Source organism: Glutamicibacter halophytocola (assembly GCF_001302565.1).
GTDB lineage: Bacteria > Actinomycetota > Actinomycetes > Actinomycetales > Micrococcaceae > Glutamicibacter > Glutamicibacter halophytocola.
Map to the genome: position 1 here is coordinate 1,573,706 of NZ_CP012750.1, position 24,297 is coordinate 1,598,002.

Annotated in this window: 11 protein-coding genes and 1 pseudogene; 9 read left to right on the plus strand and 3 right to left on the minus strand. The window is 52.9% G+C overall.

Annotated features, from left to right (window positions below; all coding sequences use genetic code 11):
* Nucleotides 1–32: 32 nt before the first annotated feature.
* Nucleotides 33–2,543, minus strand: a complete 2,511-nt coding sequence (locus AOZ07_RS07300) for a SpaA isopeptide-forming pilin-related protein (RefSeq protein ID WP_060701404.1) — start codon at nt 2,541–2,543, stop codon at nt 33–35.
* Here AOZ07_RS07300 and AOZ07_RS07305 point away from each other — a divergent pair.
* The 4 genes from AOZ07_RS07305 to AOZ07_RS07325 all read left to right on the plus strand — a co-directional run bounded on the left by AOZ07_RS07305 (nt 2,524) and on the right by AOZ07_RS07325 (nt 9,086).
* Nucleotides 2,524–2,772, plus strand: coding sequence for a hypothetical protein (locus tag AOZ07_RS07305; RefSeq protein ID WP_194943831.1), 249 nt, complete (start codon nt 2,524–2,526; stop codon nt 2,770–2,772). The two genes, AOZ07_RS07300 and AOZ07_RS07305, sit on opposite strands and share 20 nt — an antisense overlap.
* Nucleotides 2,773–4,024: 1,252 nt before the next feature.
* Nucleotides 4,025–4,834, plus strand: coding sequence for a class I SAM-dependent methyltransferase (locus AOZ07_RS07310; RefSeq protein WP_335334228.1), 810 nt, complete (start codon nt 4,025–4,027; stop codon nt 4,832–4,834).
* 265 nt (nt 4,835–5,099) lie between these two features.
* Complete coding sequence (gene serA, locus AOZ07_RS07315) at nt 5,100–6,695, plus strand: phosphoglycerate dehydrogenase (RefSeq protein ID WP_060701407.1); 1,596 nt, start codon at nt 5,100–5,102, stop codon at nt 6,693–6,695.
* A 1,416-nt stretch (nt 6,696–8,111) separates the two neighbouring features.
* Entirely contained in the window at nt 8,112–9,086 is a 975-nt protein-coding gene (locus tag AOZ07_RS07325) for a glycosyltransferase family 2 protein (protein ID WP_060703358.1), read from the plus strand.
* Between the two features lie 408 nt (nt 9,087–9,494).
* On the opposite strand, the gene glf is transcribed toward AOZ07_RS07325, so the two are convergent.
* Entirely contained in the window at nt 9,495–10,667 is a 1,173-nt protein-coding gene (glf, locus tag AOZ07_RS07330; RefSeq protein WP_060701409.1) for a UDP-galactopyranose mutase, read from the minus strand.
* Between the two features lie 266 nt (nt 10,668–10,933).
* Here glf and AOZ07_RS07335 point away from each other — a divergent pair, with 266 nt between their 5' ends.
* Entirely contained in the window at nt 10,934–13,537 is a 2,604-nt protein-coding gene (locus AOZ07_RS07335; RefSeq protein WP_207758472.1) for a polysaccharide pyruvyl transferase family protein, read from the plus strand.
* Between the two features lie 35 nt (nt 13,538–13,572).
* Entirely contained in the window at nt 13,573–15,396 is a 1,824-nt protein-coding gene (locus tag AOZ07_RS07340; protein ID WP_060701411.1) for a glycosyltransferase family protein, read from the plus strand.
* Between the two features lie 339 nt (nt 15,397–15,735).
* Here the strand turns inward: AOZ07_RS07340 and AOZ07_RS07345 are convergent, their stop codons facing one another.
* The gene (locus AOZ07_RS07345) at nt 15,736–16,911 is read right to left on the minus strand and encodes an alpha/beta hydrolase (RefSeq protein WP_060701412.1); all 1,176 of its coding nucleotides are present in this window, start codon (nt 16,909–16,911) and stop codon (nt 15,736–15,738) included.
* Between the two features lie 1,608 nt (nt 16,912–18,519).
* Between AOZ07_RS07345 and AOZ07_RS07350 the strand changes: the two genes are divergently transcribed.
* The 3 genes and pseudogenes from AOZ07_RS07350 (at nt 18,520) to AOZ07_RS07360 (ending at nt 24,129) form a co-directional block, all read left to right on the plus strand.
* A complete protein-coding gene (locus AOZ07_RS07350) occupies nt 18,520–20,913 on the plus strand; it encodes a polysaccharide pyruvyl transferase family protein (protein ID WP_084793168.1) in 2,394 nt (797 codons plus the stop codon).
* A gap of 910 nt (nt 20,914–21,823) precedes the next feature.
* Nucleotides 21,824–23,377: pseudogene (gene istA / locus AOZ07_RS07355) on the plus strand (IS21 family transposase).
* A 5-nt stretch (nt 23,378–23,382) separates the two neighbouring features.
* Nucleotides 23,383–24,129 carry an ATP-binding protein gene (locus AOZ07_RS07360; protein ID WP_060701414.1) on the plus strand — a complete coding sequence of 249 codons (747 nt, stop codon included), beginning with the start codon at nt 23,383–23,385 and terminating at the stop codon, nt 24,127–24,129.
* Nucleotides 24,130–24,297: the final 168 nt, after the last annotated feature.

The following is a 24,297-nucleotide window of genomic DNA, read 5'->3' on the forward strand; positions in this document are numbered from 1 at the left end:
CGGTACCGCGGCTTATGCGGCGGTTCTTTCAACTAGCGGATCAAGCGATCGCGCCGAGCCTTCCAGAACCTGCCTCCTAGTACGCTCAACCCCAAGATCAGGATCGCCGCGCCTAGAAGATAAACGTGGTCACGTCCGAAACCGCCGGTGAGCGGTAGAACCGGACCAACCTGCTGCTCATTGACTACGGCAGCAAGTTCAACCTGCAATGCCGTGCCTTGAACAGTGAATTCATTGATGGTGTCATCTCGCTGATAACCAGGAGGTGCCAACAATTCGACCAGGGTGTAATTGCCCCAGGCCAACTTCTCGATGGAGAACTTGCCTGCAGCTGAGTCCCGGTCCGCTCCCGTGCAGGGATCCTCGGTGCAGTCAGCGACTTCCACTGACTGAGAGTCGTCGCCAACCGGGCCGGTGAGCGTCCACGTGGCGCCGGCCAGAAGGCGATCCTGCGCGTCGGTCTTGGTCCACGTCACTGAGCCTGGCTTGGCGGTGTTGACGATGGTGCAGGTGGCTTGCTGGCCCAGTTCCAATGAGATGGTTTCTCCGGTTTGCTCACCGGTTCCGGTGCAATTCCATGCGCCTGCCTCGTATCCGGCGGGACCGGACTCGGCCAGTGCATAGCTTCCCGCAGGCACCTGTGCCTCGGTGATGGCCGGTTGGCCTGTCACGCCTGAAGCCGAGATGGCAGGATCTGCGGTATTGGTTGCAGCCAGCGTCCAATCAGAGACCTTCGAGGTGCCGGAGAAGTCGTCATTATCCAGCTCCTTGAGCAGTGTCAGCTGTTGCACGCAGTCCACCGTATTGACAACCTCAACGACGTTTGGATCTGGCGAAACCGTCATCGTGTGCGTTGCTTGGTCGGTCTCGACACCGTCGATGGATGTCAGGACGGAACACAAGTCCGGAAGATCTGAGACGGTTTCCTCGACAACCACGTCGTCGCCGACGAGGTAGCCGTTGATCTCCGTGCCGAATTCCTTCTCGGCCCCATCAACGCTGAGCTGCGCTGTGCCAACGGGCTGCTCCCCGTTTGCGTATTCCTCGCCATTGACTATCCAGGTCTTTGTTACGGTCAATGCGACTTCGGCGGTATTCGTGAAGGTGCACGTGACCTTGTCTCCCGCAGCGATGCTCACACCGTGGGCCTCCGAAACAGGATGCGAACTTCCGCAGTCGATATTGGTGAGCTGGTAGCCGGGTGTTCCACCTGACTCCGACAAGGTGTAGTCGCCGGGTGAAACCGGTGCTTCTGTTACCGAGTCGCTTCCGGAACTGCCTGCCAGGGCAGTGGGACCTATGGCCTTCAGCGTCCAGCTATCAGCCTCGGCGTCGCCAATGACTTTCTTGATCAATGTCAGTTGCGTGCAGGTCACCGTATTTGTCACCAAGTAGCTGTTCTTGCCAACGGCAAGAGCATGCTGCCCGAGATCCCCGGATGCTTGGTAATCGCATCCTTGGGGGAGCTGAACATCAGACTCGGCCACCGTAACGGACTCTCCCGCCTGATAGCGCGTGTTGTTGCTCTTCTTGGAATACTCAGTGCCAAATTGTGCCGAGTTCTGCCCGGTAAGTCCCAGTGTTGCGTTGAATCCCTCCGGTTGCTCGCCATTGTCGTAGCTTTGTCCGTCAATGACCCAGGTCTTGTCAACAACGACGCTTGAGCAGGTGCTCGGGATGGCCAGGGAGATCGGCTTGACCCAATCCTTGAGGGCCGAGGTGTCGCCAGAAGCACTGGAGCGAATGTTCAGTGTCCCGTAGTTTCCGCTGCAATCCGCCTGGCCGAACAGCGCGGTCAAATTCAGCGCAAATTCCGCAAAGAGCCCTTTTTCAAGATTGGCTGTTCCGGCGAAATTCTTGATGATGCCGTTGTTTGCCTTACCGGTGAATCCGGCCAGGTTTGGCAAGGCGTTCCATGTACCGCTGGTTGCCCCGGTGGATGCCCAGACATCGGCACGGGTCAGAACCAGATCGTTCTGCCCATTCTGGTTAACCAGAAGCCGCAGGTCGCCGGTGCTTCGTTGCGGGGACGGAGACGTGCTCGGCGAATTGCCCAGGGCATTGAGTTCCACAACGAGCTGCGCGGTTCCATTGCCTGTGGCTCGTTCGAAGCCGAGGTATGCATAGACTTGATTGCCAACGGTGCGCTGCAAGGCGTAGACATTGTGCACGTCGGACTTGTCACCTGCGGTGTTGACGCCACTGGTTTGGCTCGTGCTCCAGGGCCAGTCTCCTTCGCTGACACCGTTGGTGAATTGCGTAGAGTCAGAAACCCCGTCGTTGGCCGTCGGACCCGTAAGGGTTGTGGTCCAGTCATCTACAAGGTTCGAGCAGAGATTCCCATCGATTTCAAAATTTCCGATGACTGAATTGCCGAATTGGGCGTCGTTGCATGTGGCTGCAGCCGCACCGACGCTTAATTGCTTCTCTTTGGCCGCCGAGGACGGGCTGGGTTCAGCCGTAGCCGAGGCGCTCGGCGAAGCTGCAGCGGTCGCGGTGGGGGATTGAGTCGAGGATTCCTTCGTGATCTCGACCCGGGTCACCGATTTTTGGCTTTTGGCGGTTGCCGATGATGTTGCCGATGGCGTCAGCGATGGCGTCGCCGACGGCTCGACCGGTGCGGTCGTGGCCAACGTCGGGTCAGGATTTTCAGAAGGGACGGTAGCAGAATCAGGCGTGCCCGATGCACTGGCCGTTGGTTCAGCCAGCCGCAAGGTTTCCTCCGCGGTTGGCATCGGCATTTCTGGCTCGTCGGAGCTGGATGTGCTTTGAACCGTGGCCGGATCGGACGGCCTGGCTTCCGTCGAGGAAGTCGTTTCGCTCGAAACCTGTGCCGCAGTTGATTGCTTTGCAGGTACTGGTGAAGCGGCCGCGCCTGAAGCAGCGATCAGAGTGAATGCGAGAATCGCGACGGATGATGTCCTGTACGTTTTTGAACGCAGAACGGTCCTCATTAATTGGTCACGGCGACGTCTACGTCGGCGCGCAATTCTGTCCCCAACAGGATTGCCAAACACTAGATTTCCCCAAATTTTAGTGTGAAGCTGGGAAGACTAGTTCTTGAGAGCGCGTTTAAGCGTGACCTGCCGCCGAACTGTTCATCATTAATGAAACGTCCGGTAATACTTGTCGTTCAATCCCCAAGAGAGAACGACGTGCCCCAAGTTTTTGCTGTTCTACCCAGCTTCTATGCGAGTGTTGTAACCGTCAGCGTATACACACGAATAGGTTTCGTCAACAAAGTTTTAAATCCTATATATTGCGACCTGAATTGCTCAACATCGAGCCGTTTGGCAGTTATGAACTACACCGTATTCAATGGGCCGGTCGATTACCCGTTCTTACTTTTGAGTAACTAGAGAATTCTTTTTGGTGGAAGTACCGGTTTTTTGAATCCAGCTCTTGATCGCCTTGTGCCACTTGTTGAGCGGAAGGTGTCCGGATGCTCCATGTCAGATTTGACACCGGCTTCATCGGCATGTTCAAGACATGGTGCCAAGCCTCTGGTCGAGGTTTGCACGTTCTTCCAAGTTGGCGGACCAGTGGATGGACTGCGCTGTTGCGACGTCGGTACTCGTTCTGAGGCAATCATCATCGTTTTCAATTCACCACAATATTTTCCGGTGGATATCTTCGTAATGAATCGTGGTATTGGGTGATTATCTGATTCGCGAGGTGGATTATTTTTAGCGATATTATTGGGTGGAATTTTATGCGCAAAAGTTGCCCTAGGTGAAATTATGAAACGGGTAATTCAATGTTCTTAGGCTGTGAATCTATGGCCTTCCAGGCGCGCTGGCGGCGGGTCATTTCTAGGGAGCAATTCCTTCATTGGGTAAAAGGAATCGACGTGAATTGCTGAACGGGAGTTCTGCTATGGCTGCGCTCACCGGTGGGGTGCTGAGATGAACCTTTCTGAATCAGCTTCCAGCCTCTCTAACCAGCAGTGTGAGCACTGGGCAGGAGACGGTTAGGAAAAGTCCAAAGTAGCGAGTCGTCGGCTACAGCCTCGATGGGTCATTCAGTGCAGCATCTGGGGCTGGACACGTCGTCGAGAGGCGGTATTCAATGGTGTATTATGCGCCTCGATTGTTGTTACACTCGGCGAAAAGTAATCCAAACAAGGGATATAAAGATGGCAGCCAGCAATTATGATTCGTTCGCCAAGGAATACGCCATGGAAAATGAATCCAGTTTGCTTAATGCCTACTATGAACGGCCAGCCATGCTGGAATTGGCCGCTGACGTCGCAGGCCGCGAGATCCTGGACATTGGGTGTGGTGCTGGCCCATTGGCCGGGGAATTGATATCCCGCGGGGCATCGGTGACAGGATTTGATGCCAGTGTTGAAATGCTGGAATTGGCACGGGAACGGCTCGGCGCATCAGTCGATCTGCGAGCGGCCCGGCTGGGGGAGCCGCTTCCCTATGGAGAAGATTCTTTTGACGATGCCGTCTCTTCCTTGGTGTTTCACTATCTGCCTGACTGGTCATTCGCCCTTGAAGAGGTTCGACGCGTTCTGAAACCCAAGGGCCGATTGATCTTGTCGGTCAATCATCCAATTCTCTATCCGTGGAACCATAAGGGCTCCGACTACTTCAAGGTCACCGAATACTGTGACGAAGTGACTTTGAATGGGCATGCGGCTGAACTGACGTATTGGCATCATCCCTTGCACGTCATGGTTTCATCGATGATTGATGCGGGGTACTCCATTGAGCGCATCTGGGAACCGCCCTATTCCAAGGACGCGCCGCAGGAGATTGTCCCGGATGCGCTGCGCGAAAGGGAGGAGTTCCTGAGCTTCATATTTTTCGTCCTCAGGGCCAATTGAGAGCCTACTGGGTTTGAGGAATTTGCGGGCTTGAGGGCATTCAGAAGCAGGACAGGAGTGCGGGGAAACTGGTGAGCTGAAGCTAGGCTCGTCACATTCTATGTAATAAGTGAAAGTTTTCACAAAGTAGGGTTTTCACTGCGTAACATGCGTGATTTCGCACCAAAACGAAGGATGCATAGGGTTACGCTTGATTCGACGGCAGGCTATTGAAGCTGCTGTCTTGCAAGCATCAGCCCAATGAAATCGCAAAGGTGCCACACCCGTGTCTGACATTAAGCCCATCGTACTTTTGGCCGAGCAACTTTCCCCTGCAACCGTTGCTGCACTCGGTCCCGACTTTGAAATTCGTCAGACTGACGGTGCGGACCGCTCTCAGCTCCTCGAAGCCATTGCCGATGTAGATGCAATCCTGGTTCGCTCTGCAACCCAGGTGGATGCAGAAGCAATTGATGCAGCGAAGAACTTGAAGGTCATCGCACGCGCAGGTGTTGGCTTGGACAACGTCGACATCAAGGCTGCCACCCAGGCAGGTGTCATGGTGGTGAACGCTCCTACCTCGAATATCATCTCGGCAGCCGAGCTGACAGTCGGGCATATTGTTTCACTGGCTCGCCGAATTCCAGCAGCCAACGCTTCGCTGAAGAACGGCGAATGGAAGCGCAGCTCCTTCACCGGTGTTGAACTCTTCGAGAAGAAGGCCGGCATCATCGGCCTGGGCCGCATTGGCGCCCTCGTCGCAGCTCGCCTGCAGGGCTTCGGCATGGAAATCGTCGCTTATGACCCATACGTCACCCCAGCACGCGCTGCACAGCTTGGTGTCACCCTGCTGCCGCTTGACGAGCTCTTGGCTGAAGCAGATTTCATCACCATCCACATGCCAAGAACCCCGGAAACCGTGGGCATGCTGGGCAAGGATGCTTTCGCAAAGATGAAGGACACCGCTTACGTGGTCAACGTTGCCCGCGGTGGACTGGTTGATGAAGCGGCACTTTACGAAGCATTGAAGAACAAGGAAATTGCTGGCGCCGGCATTGACGTATTCGTCAAGGAACCGAGCACCGATCTTCCATTCTTCGAGTTCGACAACGTCACCGTTACTCCTCACTTGGGTGCATCGACCGATGAAGCCCAGGAAAAGGCCGGAGTATCCGTCGCCAAGTCAGTTCGCCTGGCGCTGTCCGGCGAATTGGTGCCAGACGCAGTCAACGTTGCCGGCGGCATCATCGATGAAAATGTACGCCCGGGCATCCCGCTGATTGAAAAGCTGGGTCGAATCTTCAACGCATTGGCCATTGGATCCCTGACCAGCATTGACGTCGAGGTAGCTGGCGAGATCGCCGAACTTGATGTCAAGGCCCTGGAGCTCTCGGCACTCAAGGGTGTCTTCATGGATGTCGTGTCGGAGCAGGTCTCCTACGTGAACGCTCCGGTGCTCGCAGAACAGCGTGGAGTGGCTACCCGCCTGATCACCACCCCGGATTCGCCTGAGTACCGCAACCAGCTGACCATCAAGGGCTCCACCAATGAGGGAACCCAGCTTGCCGTGGCCGGCACCCTGACCGGCCCTAAGCAGATTGAGAAGCTTGTCGGAATCAACGGTCATGAGATCGAAATCCCAATCTCGGACCACATGATCGTTGTTCGGTATGCGGATCGTCCAGGTGTTGTCGGTTCGCTGGGCAACGTACTGGGCGAGCAGGGCGTGAACATTGCCGGTATGCAGGTTTCCCGCGACGAGAAGAAGTCCGAGGCCTTGGCTGTCATCAGCATCGACTCGGCTCTGCCAGCCGGCGTTCTCGATGTTGTCGGCGCTGCCATTGGCGCGAGCGTAGCTCGCGAGATCAACCTCGAAGACTAGAGTTGCGCTATAGGCCAAGTTGTTCATGGACCGCCTCAACCGATTGGTGATGCGGTGTCCAACATGAGCGATTGATTATCTGGCCCCTCTCAACCCGTCTGCTGACTGCCAGGTCAAGCAGGCGGGTTGTCTCGTTTAACATCTGCACCAGAGCTTCCGGGTATTGCGCCGAAAAGGTGTACAGATGACGAACCGAAGAGGACTCGCAGTCTTCCTCCCGCACCATGTGCACTCCGTTGCACGATCAGCCAAGGGTTTTCCAGGTGATCGGTCTATGGATAGGCATGCCAGCGCTAGAGCGTTATGTGGCGCCGCGACGTCAAGCGCCGTGCGAGTTGCCGGTGCTTCCTCCGGTACCCTGCCATATCTCGTCGTGGCTACTTTCATTATTCTCCTTGCTAGGGGTGCAGCTGTTGGCCTTGAAAGGCGAAGGAGCCCAGTCCGGGGTGCTTGATCATCGCGTGGCGCAATTGGAGGAAGCAAGACTCGATCCTCGCCTGATGCCAGACCCCGGTGATCGCGGATTCCGGGCACCGTTACGGCCGATGACCGCGACCGGCGGGGGAATCATGCGCTGGATTCGGTGGATCCATGACGCGGACCTTCCGCGGTCACAGACTTGCTGCTCGATTTTGGTCTCAGACTTGCTCGAGGCGTGGTTGTACTCGCCAGCACCAGAAGAGGGAGCGCCGGCGAGTAGCTCGTTCAAAGATGCTGTGTCTTCCGGTCGATCAACGAGCGAAGCTGGGGAACTCGGTTTTCGCGGTCATATCGGGGCGGGAAACCACGCTGGAATCTCCGCAGTCCTTGCCTCGCGATTGGTTGCGTCCAGCATAGTTTTCCCGTGAATCACTGCTGGGCTGGTGTGCCATTATTGCCACGGTACAACCTGTCATGGACAGCACCTGTGGTGTAGCAAACAGCGGCTAGGCGTAGTGAGCAGGCGTTGTCCACCCCTATGGCGCTAGTTCGAACCCTGCTGTCATGCAGCGCCCTAGATGGCCGCCAGCCCAAAGGGTGCTGGTGAGAATCTGGATGGAGTGGCGGCACTGCAAAGCTAAAAGCGGTGCCTCAGTCGTCCGCTGCGCAGTGCGCGCCTGTCCGCTGGTAGGGGCGATGATCGCAAGCGAGCTTTCATTAACGATGGAGACCTGCTCGAAACTGTTCAGCTTTAGCACGTGCTATCCGCTGGAATCATTGGTGGTGTACATTCGGCTAATCTCAAGCTTGCGATGGTAAGCTTCGCTACTGTTTGAAAATTCACAGGCGAATTTCATGAAACGTTCAAGTGAACGCTAGGTTAATATTTGGTTGATTCTACGTTATTACTAATCACAGGTAGTTCATGAAGTCGCTGTGATCTACTAATTGGGATAATCTTGGTTTGCTATGAAGGATGATTCGAGAGACCAGGCGATGACCGAAAAGACGAGTTTCGCCCCGTCTGACACTGCTATCGTGATCGTTACGTACAACCGATCGCATCTACTCGACCGCCTTCTGGCAAGCATTCAGACAATGGATCCTGCGCCCGGCCACCTCGTCATTATCGACAATGCATCTGCCGACGATACGCATGAGATCGTGCAGAAACATGCAGATAATCTTGATGCCGAAGTCGTCTACGAGAAGCTTCCGACGAATACCGGCGGCGCTGGCGGATTCCACACCGGTGTGAAGAAAGCCTATGAACTAGGCGCTTCATGGATCTGGATGATGGATGACGATGTCGAAGTCATTTCAGATGGACTTGGAAAAATGGGAAAATGGGCAGAACGTTTCCAGGTCATCCAGGGTCGACGCTACGACTATGACGGCAGCGAGTTCTATTGGCAGTACAGAATCTCTGATCGGCTTGCCATCCCGATTCCTTTTGCGCCAAGCGACTTTGATGCCACCGGGTATCGAGAGATGAATTCCGGATGTTTCGAAGGGATGTTCATCCACCGTGATGTGGTCCGTCGTATTGGACTGCCTGACCCACGGTTCTTCATCTACTGGGATGACCAGCTCTACGGCTGGTTGGCATCGCGGGTCACTACCGCCGTTATCGTCAATGAATTCGTGCTGCGGCGTACGCGCGACATCAGGCAACTTGATCTGGGCATTCGCCATTTCAACGCTTCAAGCGATCCGTATCGCTATTACATCATGCGAAATCGAGCAATACTCAAGAAATACTATCGTTTCCACGGGATGTGGTATCCGGGTGCCTTTGCGCTCGGTACGGCGCTCACCTTCGCCAAAGAAATACTGCGCCTGATCTTGGTTGAAAAAACTATCCGAGGGACGTCGAACCTCTTTAAAGGCCTTCGCGACGGTCAACGAATTGCTAATGATAATTCGTGGAAACCGATGGCTCCACTCAAGACGAAGCCGCGTAGGCACTAGGCCAAGGACAAATACCCGCCTTGTAGCAGTATCAATCGCCTGACCTGTTATGCAGTGATTCGATGCATTCTTAAGCGTTGGAATACCGATGCTGATTTGCGTGCGCAGTCTTCCGTTTCCTTGTGGGCGAACAATGCGTTTACGGCTTCGGCTGCCCTGCAATTTTCGTCAACTTCAGAAGCATTTCCAATGTTTCGGCCTCCGGCTTGAAATCCTTAATCTGGGCATACCACTTGTCGCGGGAACGCAGGACTCAACCCGTTGCATCCCGAGGTCAAGGCGTCGGGGGCGTCTTTTAAGTTCAGAGCGTGAGTGCCGGAGAACGTCTTTAAACAGCAAATGTGGGTGTGGCCGCAGCTGGCATGCAATACATTGCTAGCTGCGGGCACACCCACATTTAGTTGTACTTTACTGCGACACCTTCAAGGTCTCTGCAATCTTCGAAATCTGGTTGTCCCACATCGAAAGGGCAGAGCCGATGGCCATATGCATGTCCAAGTACTGATAGGTGCCCAGCCGGCCGCCGAAGAAGACGTTCTCTTCCTTCTTTGCCAGTTCGCGGTATGCGAGAAGCCCAGTCCTATCTTCTGGCGTGTTCACCGGGTAGTAAGGCTCGTCGTCGTGGCTTGCAAAACGAGAGAACTCCCGCATGATGACGGTCTTGTCATCCGGGTAGCTGTCCTTGCGTTCCGGGTGGAAGTGCTTGAACTCGTGAATACGGGTGAATTCGACATCGGCGTCCGGGTAATTCATCACCGGAGTTCCCTGATAGTCACCGACATCTAATACTTCTTCTTCAAAGTCCAACGTCCTCCAGGACAACGAGCCTTCGCTGTAATCGAAATAGCGATCAATTGGACCGGTGTAAACAATCGGAACCTGCCCCACCATGTCGTTCTTGTTGAATGGCTGGCTCGAATCAAAGAAATCAGTATTCAGCTGAACAGTAATGTTCGGGTGATCCGCCATTCTTTCAATCCAGGCCGTGTAGCCGTCGACTGGCAGGCCTTCGTACTTGTCATTGAAGTAGCGGTTGTCATAGTTATAGCGAACTGGAAGTCGGCTGACAATATCCCCTGAAAGCTTCTCAGGGGATGTTTGCCATTGCTTGGCCGTGTAGTGTGCAAAGAAGGCCTCGAACAATGGTCGGCCTACGAGGGCGATTCCCTTTTCGTAAAAGTTTTTAGCATTTTCTACATTAAATTCTCCAGCTTGCTCCTTTACTAAAGTACGTGCTTCGTCAGGAGTGTATGCGGCGTTGAAGAACTGATTGATCGTGTGCAGATTAACAGGAAGCGCGAAGGTTTGTTTGTTATGCGTCGAGTAAACGCGGTGAACGTAGTTGGTGAAGCTAGTGAAGCGATTCACGTACTCCCATACTCGTTCATTGGACGTGTGGAAGAGGTGGGCTCCGTATCGGTGCACCTCAATGCCGGTTTTTGGCTCTGGTTCGCTGTAGGCGTTTCCGCCAATATGTGAGCGCCGGTCGATGACAGTGACCTTGAGGCCTGCGTCTGCTGCACGCTCTGCGATGGTTAGCCCGAAGAAACCGGACCCAACAACTAATAGATCTGTATCCATGTAAAGCAGTCTAACCACACCCCTGCAACGGGCCATAAAAGCCAGGTTAACGAGAGGTGTACTTAACGTAAACAAATTGTCATTCAGATATTGTCTAAAGGATTGAGAATAGTTTTGTTGATAACGTGGTTCCCCGAGACCAAAATTTCACCTGCAATCGGCTCGTCAAAATGGGCCGATCGGCAGGCGAGCCCGCGGAGCCGCAAGGCGGTTACGCACTAGTTCATGCATGATGCGTAAGACAAGGAATGAGGAAATTCCCCTTGGTGGATCCGAAGAAAAAGTATGATGTGGCTGTCCTCGGATGGTGGTACGGCAAAAATTACGGATCGATTCTGACTTATTACGGTTTGAACCGTGCCATCGAAAACTTAGGCCGCTCGGTACTCATGGTTCATGAGCCTGTGGGCTACAACGGGTACCGAGTTCAATGGCCTGACGCTATCCTCTCCATGGATTTTGCGCGCCGAACCGGATACGAGTACACCAAGCAGTTGCATTACTCGGAGCTCAACACGCTCAACGAACTGGCTGACACGTTTGTTGTCGGAAGCGATCAGTTGTGGAATCCGCTCATCGGACGAGTGAACGATGATCTTTTCCTCGACTTCGTTGCGCCTGATCGCAATCGCGTTGCGTACGGCACCTCTTTTGGAAACCGCGGAACCGAGAAATTCAAGCCGAGCTTCATCGCCAAGCACTCGCAGAACCTCCAGAAGTTCAAAGCCATCTCCGTCCGCGAAAACTACGCGGTAGACACGGCTCGCGACATCTTTGGCACCAAGGCGGACCTTGTAGTTGATCCAGTATTCCTGCTGGACCAGGACCACTACAAGGAACTGGCAGCCAAGGCATCAATCTCTCCTGAGGGCGAATACTTGGCCGTCTTCTTCCTCGACCCGACACCGGACAAGAAGTCCACGGCGATGGCCATCGCCGACAAGGTAGGGCTGGATAAGATCCTGGTGATCTGCAACCCGGATGAAGGCCGCAAGGCGGCACAGGAAATCTGGGCTGACGAACCTCGGGCAGAACTCATTGCCAGCGACGCACCGGAGAACTTCCTGCGCGGCTACCAGGACGCTAGCTACGTTGTTACCGATAGCTTCCACGGCACCGCATTCTCTGTAATCTTCGAGAAGCCATTCTCTTCCATCTACAACAACAAGCGCGGAGCTGACCGCTTCAAGAACTTGCTCTCCTCCTTGGGACTCGGCGACACTCGCCGGGTCTACGAGAGCGACACGGTTGAGACCATCACCAAGAATAAAAACGTCACCCGTTCAATCAGCTTCGCCAAAGCGCGCAAGTACATCACGGAGGGCCGTCAGTACTCATTGCAATGGCTCGAATCGGCACTTGACCCCTCAGTGAAGTCTTCAGCCGCCCTTGATAACGGCAAGGCTGTCGCCGCCGCGGCGAACTTCCCGTCGCAAAGCCACACGTTGGATCTGGACTTCTCGGCCAACAGCGACATCTGGTCAATTGCCAAGGGAACCAAGGGCGTATCGCTGAGTGTCGGCGCGGACAAGGACTTGCGCGGGAAGCACGTGTGGACGGACCTTCCAGAACCGCTGACTCCAGGCACGAGAAAACGACTCAAGATCCAATGGGCACCCACCACCAAGACCAAGAGCATCAACGTCCACCTGAGGAATCCTGAGTCCGGGGCATTCAAGGTCATCGGCAAGGCAAGCGTCGCTGAGAGCTCGGGAAACCTGCGTACCGATGAATTCGAATTCTCAGTGGCCGAAGCCGGCCTCAGCCAAGTCATGCTCGGTGCACTGCACTTCACCGGCCCGAAGGCTGGCGCCCAGGTCCACGAGATCTCCATTACGGAAGTGAAATCGAAGGCACCTGCAGCCCCTGCTCCGGTTGTGAAGTCTGATGACGAAATCGTTGAGGGCTTCTCGAAGCAGGCACGCCGATTGGCGCTGCACGACTTTGAATCCCAGGTCCGTTCCTTTAGCCGTGGCCGCTCGGCAGATTCGGTGACCGGAATCCGCGCACGGATGTTCTTCCATGCACACGCCATTGAAAAGGGCCTGACCCACAGCAACTTCCGCCCAGGGTTCGGCCGCATCGCAATTCCAGGCCTTGCCAAGGAAATGAATGCCTGGCTGACTCGCGGTCTCGAGACCGACGACACCATCGTGCAGAGCTCTGCTTCGGTCATGAAGGCGTACTTCGCGCGCAACGAAGAGACCAATACGGATGTCTCGCACTTCCGCAAGCTGTTCTCGGACGAGGCACTGGAAGTCATTGCCAATGGCCGGGTAGGGGAGGGCGGCGCATTCCCTGCGGCGAACCACCGCGAAGACCCAGTGGAAACCCCCAACGATGACCGCGCATTCATGGACGTCATGTACGGGCGCCGAAGCGTTCGCGAATTCATAGACACTCCAGTGGACGATGCAGCCATTTCGGCGGCAGTGCAGATTGCCATGCAATCCCCATCGGTGTGCAGCCGCCAGGGTGCCCGCGTGCACCAGTTCGATGATCCGGAGACCATCAAGCAGCTCCTGGACGTCCAGGGTGGATTCTACGGATTCAATGCCCCACCGCGCTTGCTGTTGGTGACGGCAGACCTGGACGCATTCCTTTTTGCTCCAGAACGGAATCAGCCGTTCGTTGACGGCGGACTGTTTATGATGTCCCTGCTCCTGGGCCTAACCCAGATGGAGCTCGGCTCGTGCCTGCTGAACACCGCTATGGGTGTCGAGAAGGAACAGAAGATCCGCAACATCGTGGATATTCCAGAGAATGAAGTCTTCATCGCATTCGTAGCCGTCGGCAATTTCGACAAGAATGTTTTGGTTCCTCGCTCAAAGCGAGTCGAATCGGACAGCATTCTCAAGCGACACGCATAGAACTTAGTTAAACCGGTAAGGAACGCAACAAGAGTATGACGACGCCAACAGCAATTGCGCAGGAACAGATCGAAGGACCAGACATGACCGAGTCAAGCACCGCTTATCCCGTGCAGCCAGGCATCTGGCTGCAAGCAGGGATTTCCACGGAACAAGAAGCGCACTTCCATATTTATGGTCCCGTCGGCATTTCATTGAGCAGGGGAGTGGCGGAGTTCGCACCGGGCGGACTGCTCTCCACGAGCACCTACTACAACGTATTCAACTACGGTAAGTGGAAAAGGATCTGCGGCGATCTCCCCTTGGAGCTCCAGCTCAAGGGCCGAGGACGCTACCAGCTGAATGTCTTCCAGGCTGACCGTCACAAGTCATGGCACAAGATTGTCAGCGAGGTTGTCACCATCGATGGCCTGTACAGCCATCCAGTTGCCGTCGACGAATCGACTTCCGATGAATCCCTGCTGTTCTTCGACCTGATGGCCCTGCAGGACGGTGAACTGGAGGACTTTGCGTGGGCTACCACCGCAAAGCCAGTGCGGACACCTGAGCTGATGCTCTCGGTCACCACCTTCCGCCGCGAAGCCGAAGTTGAAAGCACTGTCTCGCGTTTCCGCGAATTCCGTGCGGGTTCGGAACTCAAGGACCACATCAGCATGACCGTGGTTGATAACGGTAATTCGCTGAAGGTCAAAGACGGCGACGGCGTCGAAATCATTGCCAACGAAAACCTCGGCGGAGCCGGCGGCTTCACCCGCGGCTTGCTGCGGGCCCGTGAAATCGGAGCAACCCACTGCCTCTTCATGGATGACGACGCATCGATCCAGATGGAAGCACTCTCACGCACCTGGTGGCTGCTGGCCTTCGCGAAGGATCCGCGCACAGCAGTTGCAGGATCGATGATCAACGCATCGCACCGGTGGCAGATCTGGGAGAACGGCGCGGAATTCGAGCTTGGCTGCAAGCCTCGCTACCATGGCCTGGATCTTCGTTCCCGCGATGCAGTGTTCAATATGGAATACGAGACCACTGCACCCGCACCAGATGACCTTTATGCCGGCTGGTGGTTCTTCGCTTTCCCGGTTGACCAGGTTGAGCACCTGCCATTCCCGTTCTTCGTGCGTGGCGATGACGTGAGCTTCTCGCTAGTCAATGACTTTGACATCGTTTCGCTGCCAGGCGTCGCTTCGGTTCAGGAGAACTTCACTGACAAGGCTTCGCCAACGACTTGGTACCTGGACTTCCGAAGCCATCTGGTTCACCACTTGTCGCTTCCTGAGAAGCGCCGTTCTTGGGCAGAGCTGCAGCAAATGGTGGCCAGCTTCTACATGCGCAATGTCATGCGCTTCCATTACGACACGCTTGCTGCCATCAACCTGGCATTCGAAGATGTGCTTCGGGGCCCGAAGTTCTTCGACAAGCATGCAGACATGTCGAGAAGGCGTGCCGACCTGAAGGCACTGACCAAGGATGAAGCGTGGAAGCCCGTCCAGGAACGGCCAGATGAACTGCATGGGGAGAAGCCACGCTATTCACGCGCGCTAATGTTGGCCACCTTGAACGGCCACTTGCTTCCGCTGGGCAAGGAAGCTGATGCAAATCTGACGTTGTCTTCGCCATTCCGTGATGACTACCGCAAGGTTTATGGGGCTAAGGAAATCACCTATCTCAACGGTGACCAGTCCTCGGCCTACGTCGTTCGTCGCAACCAGAAAAAGTTCTGGCGCGAATCGCTGCGCTTGGTACGAAACACCATGCGCCTGCGTTCGGCCTACGAGGAGAATATCCAACTTTGGCGCGACGGCTACGATCAGCTGACTTCGGACTCGTACTGGACTGGCAAGCTGAATCTTGAGAAGTAGGAGAAAAGTTAGGCCGCTAAAAGGCTGACCATCGAATAGGCGCAACTCAACTGAGAAGTCCACCCGTCCGACAATGGGCGGGTGGACTTAGCCCAATAGAGGCTTGTCGATTTTACGACGACAAGTCCGCCTAGAAGACCTTGGATCTGTAAAAAGTTTTGTCCTTGACTAGTCAAAGTGACTGGATCGAAAATGAGCGTGATTGTATAAACCGTTTTATGCAATCTGCAACGCCGGAAGCGTGTAGATTATGAGTAGAATCAATTGCGAACCATCAATTTTGTAGTGGAATCGATAATTTTCGAAACTTTATTGCTACAGATTGTTGTCGCTAAACTGTCATTCCGAAATCAGGACCGTTGAAAGCGCGGGTTTTATCCCTGACGAGATAATCCCGAGCAATGACACGAATAGTGGCATGAGATGAAGTACAGTTTCGATGTGATTTGTTGTGAAGTTGCTGTCATCAACGTGAACTTCCAGGTTGCCTTTATTTCGATCTGTAAACAATTCACGCAATCGGTCAAGACCCTCTACGCAATGCGTGTCCTTTAGCGATGTTAGTACGTAGCAGTAGCCAATATCGATTTTGCTTTGCTTACCTTCTATAAGGTCCCACATTATGTTATCAACCGCGAATGCTCCTTCATTTAATTGCTTTCCGGTTAAGGTAGAAATTATTGCATCTCTCTTCGAGTCTAAGAGATACTCACCCAACCTGAGCTGGGGAGCCAAAGCGACTACATCGCAGCTGGGAAGCTGGCATCCGAGTACTAGTGCGGCAGTCCCACCTTTCGACATGCCGGCTAAAGTAACGTTATCCCAACTATAGCCATTTTCGCCTACGTAATCATTGATGAAGCGAAGAGTCGCATCATTTACGCTTGTATTCCCATTTAAGGCCATGTGGTAGCAATATTCAGATGCGGCATCATCGTTTATAAACACGATTCTGGCTCTATTTGATTGGAGAGTGCGGCCTAAAGGACCATCAAAATCAATCCAATGTTGTTTTGAGCGAATTGACGTGAAAATTATAATTAGACGCTGATTTGATTTTCGTTCAGATTTGACAGAATAATTTATAGTCAATCCAGAAATTTTATCCAAGTATTGAAATGATTCATGAAGTGTCAAATCGACAGAGCGGCGAACCTTTTTTATCATATCCGCAATCTGGCCCTCGTGGTCACTCTTGTCGAGAACTTGAAATGTTCCCAAACTAAAGCGCTCTAAACGTTTCATATCTTGTTTAAACTTGATTGATTCCAAGACGAGGCCACGTTTTAGCTCCGCTGCCAGGCTCTTGTCGCGAGCTACAAGCGTTAAAGTTATAGCCCCTTTGGACAAAGTAACGTCGAAAGCAAATGCGCTTTTACCAACAGACCACTCGTGTACACTCGTCGAGCTGTTCCAGATTTGCACTCTTTTCCAGGATAAATATGCAAGCTTGTTTGCCAATTTTAGATGCAATTCTAGCAAATCAGGGTTAGAGTTATTTGTATATCCCCACATGTTATCTTCCTTTGAGTAAAGTTGTCTTTAGTGCAAAGGGCATATTGCAACTTACCCTCAATAGTATTCTCTAATGAATCATAAACTAACTCGTATTAATAGATCATCACGATCATATGCGAACCATGAGACAGTTGTCCCACTGAACCTTTTGCCAAGTGGACGAAGGGTACCAAACTTGAGCTACACTCAACATTCTCTCAGGTTAGCTCCGTGGATATTGTTTAGCGTTCACTTATTTAACACGACCCAACTTGTTTAATGGTGCGAGTTTAGAGCCTTACACATAAGCGAAGCTCGATTGGGTAGTAAAACCGTGGCACAAGTCCGGCCCCTATGAACTACGTCTACGTTCTGCAACGTAACCTTTCAAACAGAGACCGACGCTATCACTTTTGCAAAAACTATTCGCGTCTCGTCACTGGACTAAGTCTCGCTAACAGCTAGCTATTCAACTGAAAAGACGAAGGCTGAAGTGTGGTCATCAAGTTTACGGAATACTATCGGTACGCGTTCCGGCCGTGTAGTCGTTCCTCAATCGTGCCTCTGCTTGTTCTTGTCTCTCGCTAACGCGTCACATCCAGTCTACCGGTATTGGATGTCTGATTCTCTGTCACCTTCCTTCGTATGCGCGCGAGCAGACCCACGGATCACTTCCAACAGTTTTTGGTGAGCACGTAAATTGTTCATGCCGAGTGCTGCGCCTCGAAGAAGGTTGGTCTTGTGCTTCTCGATTATTTAGAAGATCTTCTTGAAGCACCGGATTTCCTTGGATTTCATGCCGCAAGCGACCTGGGCGAAGACCGAATGCCGAATTAATTATCAAACGTTTAAGCGTGACACTCAGTCAAAGCGGCGTACTTGTCAAGCAAGTCACTGCGCAGTGAGAAATCGGTGTAATCCTTCGCACATATTAATAAAATCGATTACTCGCGAACTGGAAACTGGACTCGTCGGGGCCGGCAACATCTGGCCGCTCGAGAGTTCACGATTATCCAGCAACGGTCGTGATTCATACGCCAGAGGGGTGCTGATTCCAAGCAATTGAACCAAGCATCCATGCGTTTGGAAACAACTTTGTTGGGTTACCTTGCGTTCGGAAGTAACTATGGCGATGAGTAATCGTGGCGGAGCTGGCTACGTTTACTGATTGACGTTTAGGCTACTGCAAGTACCTTGCCGGTATGGAAGAGTTAAGCTTAGGCGAGTGTCAAACGAACAATGCTGGAGTAGATGAGTAGCAGACGTCAATCAGCGCACTGAACATCCGCAAGATGAACTTGTTTCGCAATTACAAAACTATCTGGAGCGGTTATTCTGACGAGCGTAGACATTCAAGGACGTTGTTGCCTAGTCGGCAAGAAGTTTTGGGTGAGGCACGGCTTTGACGTTGCCCGCTTAGGGCCATGACCGACTGTACTTGGGTAAGCCCCTAGCATGACTTTGCTGTCAGCAATAAACTATAGTACTGAATATCCCTAAGGTGGAAGAACCTTGCCACCGACGCTACGGATGCTATCGCAGCTTGAATAACATCAGTAGCTAAATCGGCACAAAGTATTGTTCTCGCCTGATTCAATCATCCAACTCAAAGGACTCGTAGAATAAATGATTTCGACGATTGTCACCTTATCTTCGGTAAAACTCGATTGCCCGAACGATCCACGCCGGAAAATGCCTCGACCTGAAGGTTTAAGGCAAGTTGACTACGCAGATAAATATGATGACGATACTCTTTTCTACGATGTTTTTCGCGACGGTGAGAAGATAAGGCTTGCAGGACCATCCTTGCTCAACCTTAAAGATTTCCTTAGCCAATCAACATTTAAAGGTGACGGTCAGATCGCTAAAAAAGTACATCTTGAAGATCTCGACAGAACTCAAAATTCGTGGATAGAATTTGACTCGAACATGGATTCGATAACTATCGAAGACGGATCAAATCTTCGCGCGGCAAAAATTGGTGATTCTTTTGTGGGCCTATTTGAGGGTAAACGCGCACTCGTTACCAAATCTAAAGATAATGATCTGCGCTGGATCAAGGATTGGATTCAGTTCCATGTAACCATTCAAGGTGTAAACGCCGTACTTTTATATGACAATATGTCAACGACGTACGGATCTGCTGAACTTATGGACGCCTTGAACGAAGTAGAAGGGCTCGACGTTGCTGTAGTGGTCGAGTGGCCATTTAAGTTTGGTCCTCAGGGCGGGAATTGGGGTGGAGTGCGTAACGCTCCATGGGACTCCGATTTTACTGAATACGGTATTCTTGAGCATGCCAGGCACCGATTCCTTAAGACCGCCGATTTAGTTATAAGCGCTGATATTGACGAGTTAGTTATGTCTGATGATGGCCGAGATCTCGTCACGATTATGGATGAAAAAGAATGCGGCGGGTTGGTTTATACGGGGCGTTGGATGACAACTGCACCATTTGGGAGTTTGTCACAAGAATCAATTGTTAGATTCAAGAATTTTCCATACTATGACCCTTCAACGTCTCTAACGACTCAGAAATGGGCGATTCGACCCTTGCGATGCGCTTCAGCGAAGCAATGGCAAACACATCTCGTTCCAGGGGCAAATCTATTTCGCACTACCGATGTAAAACATCGGCATTTTCTTGGAATAAATTCCAACTGGAAAACAATGCGTACCAATCAAATATCATTTGACCCATCCAAGCATCTCTTCGATGAAAAATTGGTGAACGCTTTAATTCAGACTAATCTAGCCGACGAGAATATGTTGAATGATCGTCGTCAGTTTATCATTTCATCCACTATGCTTTCAGCTAATCAAGGTGAAAAGGATAGGGTGATTAATCGACTTCTAGAATTGCTATCCGCTCGCCTTGGTGAAGATGGAATCAGATATTCAACAAAGCTTTCAGACTCAGTAGTTGAAACAGGGCTGTTAAAAGAAGGCTACGAATTGCGTATTGAGACTCGTTTTATGAACGATAAGGTACGCGTTTATTTGTCGGGCTTTGGTCCTGGGGCGAACGAGTGGCTTTCGTTGATCTATGCATGTCGTCCTGCTGATTTTGTCCAGATTGAAAACGCGTATCTGGTCCTAGAGGCCGGACTCGAGAACCACATTGATTTCGTTTTCACTAGGATAATTGAACAGCTCGAATGGCTAGATCATCATGCAAAATCGATAAACTACCCAAAACTGAATCGACTTGATAGCCGCAAAGATGCATTGCCCACTTACTGGTGGAATGGTCGAAAGAATTTCGGCGACCTTATCGGTCCACTTTTAGTTCGAAATATCTCAGGTCGTGACGTAGTCAATATGAAAGACTCCGCACTTGATGACTCGACACTTGTGACGGTTGGATCAGTACTTAACCTGATGGAGCGAAAGAGATTCGAAGTTTGGGGTAGTGGTTTAATCGCTCCGCTGCATGCTAAAAGTATAGAGCGGTTAGCCTCGCATAAACCGGCAAAGATTCATGCCGTAAGGGGTTGGAAGACATACAAAGAGTTAACTGAGAAGATGGGGTGGCACGTACCAAAAGTGTACGGTGACCCAGCGTTGCTTTTGCCCAGGTTCTTCAATCCGATTCCGTCAAGACATTTCGATGTTTCAGTGATTCCACATTACATGCATGCGCAGCACTTTGCGGGTCTTGCTGGTTCTCACTCTATTTTGGATGTTATGCGATCCGCGGAAGATGTAGTTTCTGATATTGCTAACTCGAATGTAGTGATTTCAACTTCATTACATGGAATCATAGTTGCACAGGCCTATGGAGTTCCGTGGACTTGGCTGCGAATCAAAAACTCGACACTTGCAGGTGATCAGTTCAAATTTGAAGACTTCTTCTCCGTCCTTGATCGTTCTAAGGTTTCTGAGTTGTCAATCGAATTAACCGAATTGACTGAAGACACACTCAATTTGGCTGCTCGTAGGGCGAGCCTTCCTAAGAATAAATTTGATTTTAATTCCCTGCTTGATGCATTCCCTGGGGAATTTCCTGGTAATAGGTAGAATCTAGATGATTGTTGTTTGTCGCAAGGGCGCCTATGCATGCCATGGTTAACGCTTCCGAGACTACTTGTCTTCAGCTGCTAACAACTTTTTGAAAATGATTTGATTTGTTTAATCCTGATCTTTTTCGAGGGTTCGACGGCCACCATAATCCGCTAGTCAGGATTATTGGTGGCCGTTTTGATACCGCCGACGACAAAGAACACCAAAACAACTACGTTTGGTAACTGGCTTCAACTAGGCGGGACGAACTGAGTTCTTTCAGCGCAAGAGAAAAAGGGCGATCGCTGCCAGTTCAAGTTGTAAACTCACCTGCGATCACCGATACAAACCTGTACAAACAACGTCCGGCAAGAGGCATAATTAACGTGCCGAATAGGATGATCCGGTACTGCTTTCTGATTAACCGGTACCAATACCTTCCAGTCACCTAGTGCGAAATCGCGGGAGATCGTAGGCAGCGGATCTCGACACTTTGTGGACACACCATCTCATCACATCTCTAATGATTATTGGCAGGTCTGGGATCCGCTGGCAAGATTGATGCCACCCACCAAGATGTGACTCATCGACACATTGTCTTCACTGATTTCTGGATGACTTTTCAACGACTCGTCCGTCTTGACGGGTGGCGCCAATCCAGCCACTTGATATGGCTTCATAGAAGGTCGTCCATGCCCCTTCTTGGGACCTGTGACTCGTTAGAGATCCGCTTGCCAAGTGCTCCACCCGGACTGGCGCCAACCAAACGGCCACCATCCGGAAAAGGAAGAATATTTGACTCTTTGAGAGCCACCAGAATTGCGGTTCAGAGCCACCACGCGTAAACAGCAATATTCTCGATCAGAGCCACCCTGTATAAACTCCTCCCACCATGCATCAGCCTGTGTGGTGGAAGGAGCCATTTCCAATGGTACGAAAGATCAAAGCGAAGCGAATACCCCAGCTTCGCACCGTGGGTTTCTCCGGGCGCGCCATCGCGTCCACCCAAGGCATCTCCCGCAACAGCGTCGCCGAAGTCATCACTGCAGCCGACGCGTTATCCCGCACCTGGTACGAGCTCAAAGACCTGCACGAAGAGCAGGTCTACCAACTGCTGTTCCCTGGCCGCAGCGAACACGAGACCGTGTTCACCCAACCAAACTGGCCCACCGTCCATAAGGAACTAGCCAAAGTCGGAACCAACCTCAAGCTCTTGCTCGCCGAATACGCTGACAAGGCCAAAGCAACAGTTGCCGCGTTCATGGGCTATGACAGGTTCTGCAAGTCCTACCAGCGCTACGTCCTGGAACACGGTGCCACCTCGCGCGTCGAGCACAAGGCCGGAGTCAGCATCGAAGTGGACTGGTCAGGACCTACCATGACCCTCACAGATCCGTTGACCGGGGTACCTTCCAAGGTGTATTTGTTCGTCACGTGCCTGCCATTCAGCCGGTACGCGTTCGTGGAGCCCTGCACCGATATGCGCAAGGGTTCCTGGCTGCACGCGCATTCAGCGATGTTCACCGCCTTGGGTGGCAGCGTCCCGCGGATCGTGTGCGACAACCTGAAAATCGGGGTCATCAAGCATCCAGCCGACGGGGAGATCATCCTCAACGACGCCTACCGGCACCTGGCCGAGCATTACAGCTCGGCCATTCTGCCAAGACGCGTGCGCAAACCCAAAGACAAGTCCAGCGTCGAGAATACCGTGGGGCACGTCGCGACCTGGGTGATCGCCTCGCTGCGCCAGGAAAAGTTCACCAGCCTCGGCGCATTGAGGGCCGCGATCTATCGCCAGGTCGCCGCATACAACGCCCAGCCCTTCCAGAAGCGCGCCGGTTCCCGCCGCAGCGTGTTCACGGAAGAAGAGCTGCCCCTGCTATGGGATCTGCCATCAGTCCCGTATGAGATCAGCACCTGGATCTACGGCCGGAAGGTCGCCAAGAACAGCTACGTGACGTGGAAGTAGAACTTCTACTCCGTCCCGCTCAAGCATGTTGGAGCGACCGTTGACCTGCGCATCACCTCCACCATGCTGGAAGTGTATCTGCAGTCCCAACGCCTGGGCAGCCACCCGATCTTCTCAACCACCATGGTGAACCAGTACCGGACCAACTACGCCGATATCCCGCCCGAACGAAAGTACCGGGCGTGGGATGCCAAGCGCTTGCGCGGCTGGGCCTACCGCATCGGTGCGAACACGGTGGATGTCATCGACAAGATTTTCATTTCGGTCCCGGTGCCCGAGCAGGGGATCAGCCCCGTGCTGGCGGTATTGCGCTTGTCCTCGAAATACGGTGCCCAGCGCTTGGAGAACGCCTGCTTCGTCGCCTTGCAGTCCAAGATCAGATCCCCGCGCTATGCGCATCTGCATCCGATCTTGCTCAACAGGCACGACGAGCACTGGAAGGAATCAACCCTCCTGCCAGATTCTGAAGCCAGTAGCGGATACGTGCGCGGCAGCGACTACTACGCAAGGTAGAATTCATGAACCTGAATACTGAAACCAAGCGCAAGCTGCGCGAAATGTCTGCCAGCGACCTGCTCACCGCCTTCGACGCCCAAGACGATGTGCTGAGCATGTCCCTGAGCGTTGAACAGCGTATCGAGATGGCCGTGGACCAAGCCCACGGCTTATTCGTCAATGCCAAGGCCAACGGCCTGATTCGCCGGGCGAAGCTGCGCTACCCAGCCGCTGACCTGCGCCGAGTAGATCGGGTCGAAGAACGTGGCCTGAACCAGTCGCTGCTGGCCCAATTGGCGACCTGCCACTTCATCGAGCTGAACAGGAATCTTGTCTTCCAAGGTTTCACTGGCTCAGGGAAATCTTATCTGGCGTGCGCGGTTGCCAAGCAGGCCTGCGTCAACAGCTACCGGACCGGTTACGTGCGGTTGCCGGATTTGGAGGAGGAATGGCAACAAGCCACAGCCAAGCAGCTTGGCCAGCTGAAGCTGCTGAACAAGTACTCGAATTACATCGTATTGGTGCTTGATGAGTGGCTGCTGGATCCCCCGGCCGGCGGGTTCTTGAAGTTCGTCTTCGAGCTGATGGAGCGGCGCTACGAGGCCGCATCAACGATTTTCTGCACCCAGTACAAGCAGGCGGACTGGCATGCCAGGTTGGGGGCTGGTGCGTTGGCGGATGCGATTATGGACCGGATCGTTCACAACACGATTTGGGTGGAGACCGGCGGGTTCAACATGCGTGAATCAATAGCGCAAGCTGAACGGTAAGCAGGACCCCGAGTATCGCTGATCAGTTGTTCGGAGCCACCCTCGAGCTCACATTCAGGGGTGGCTCTGAATGACAATATTCGGTGGCTCTGAACTGGAATAACGGGTGGTTCTCCCTCGGAATATCGATGGCTCTGAAAGAGACAAATATTCAGCTGTGTACAAAGT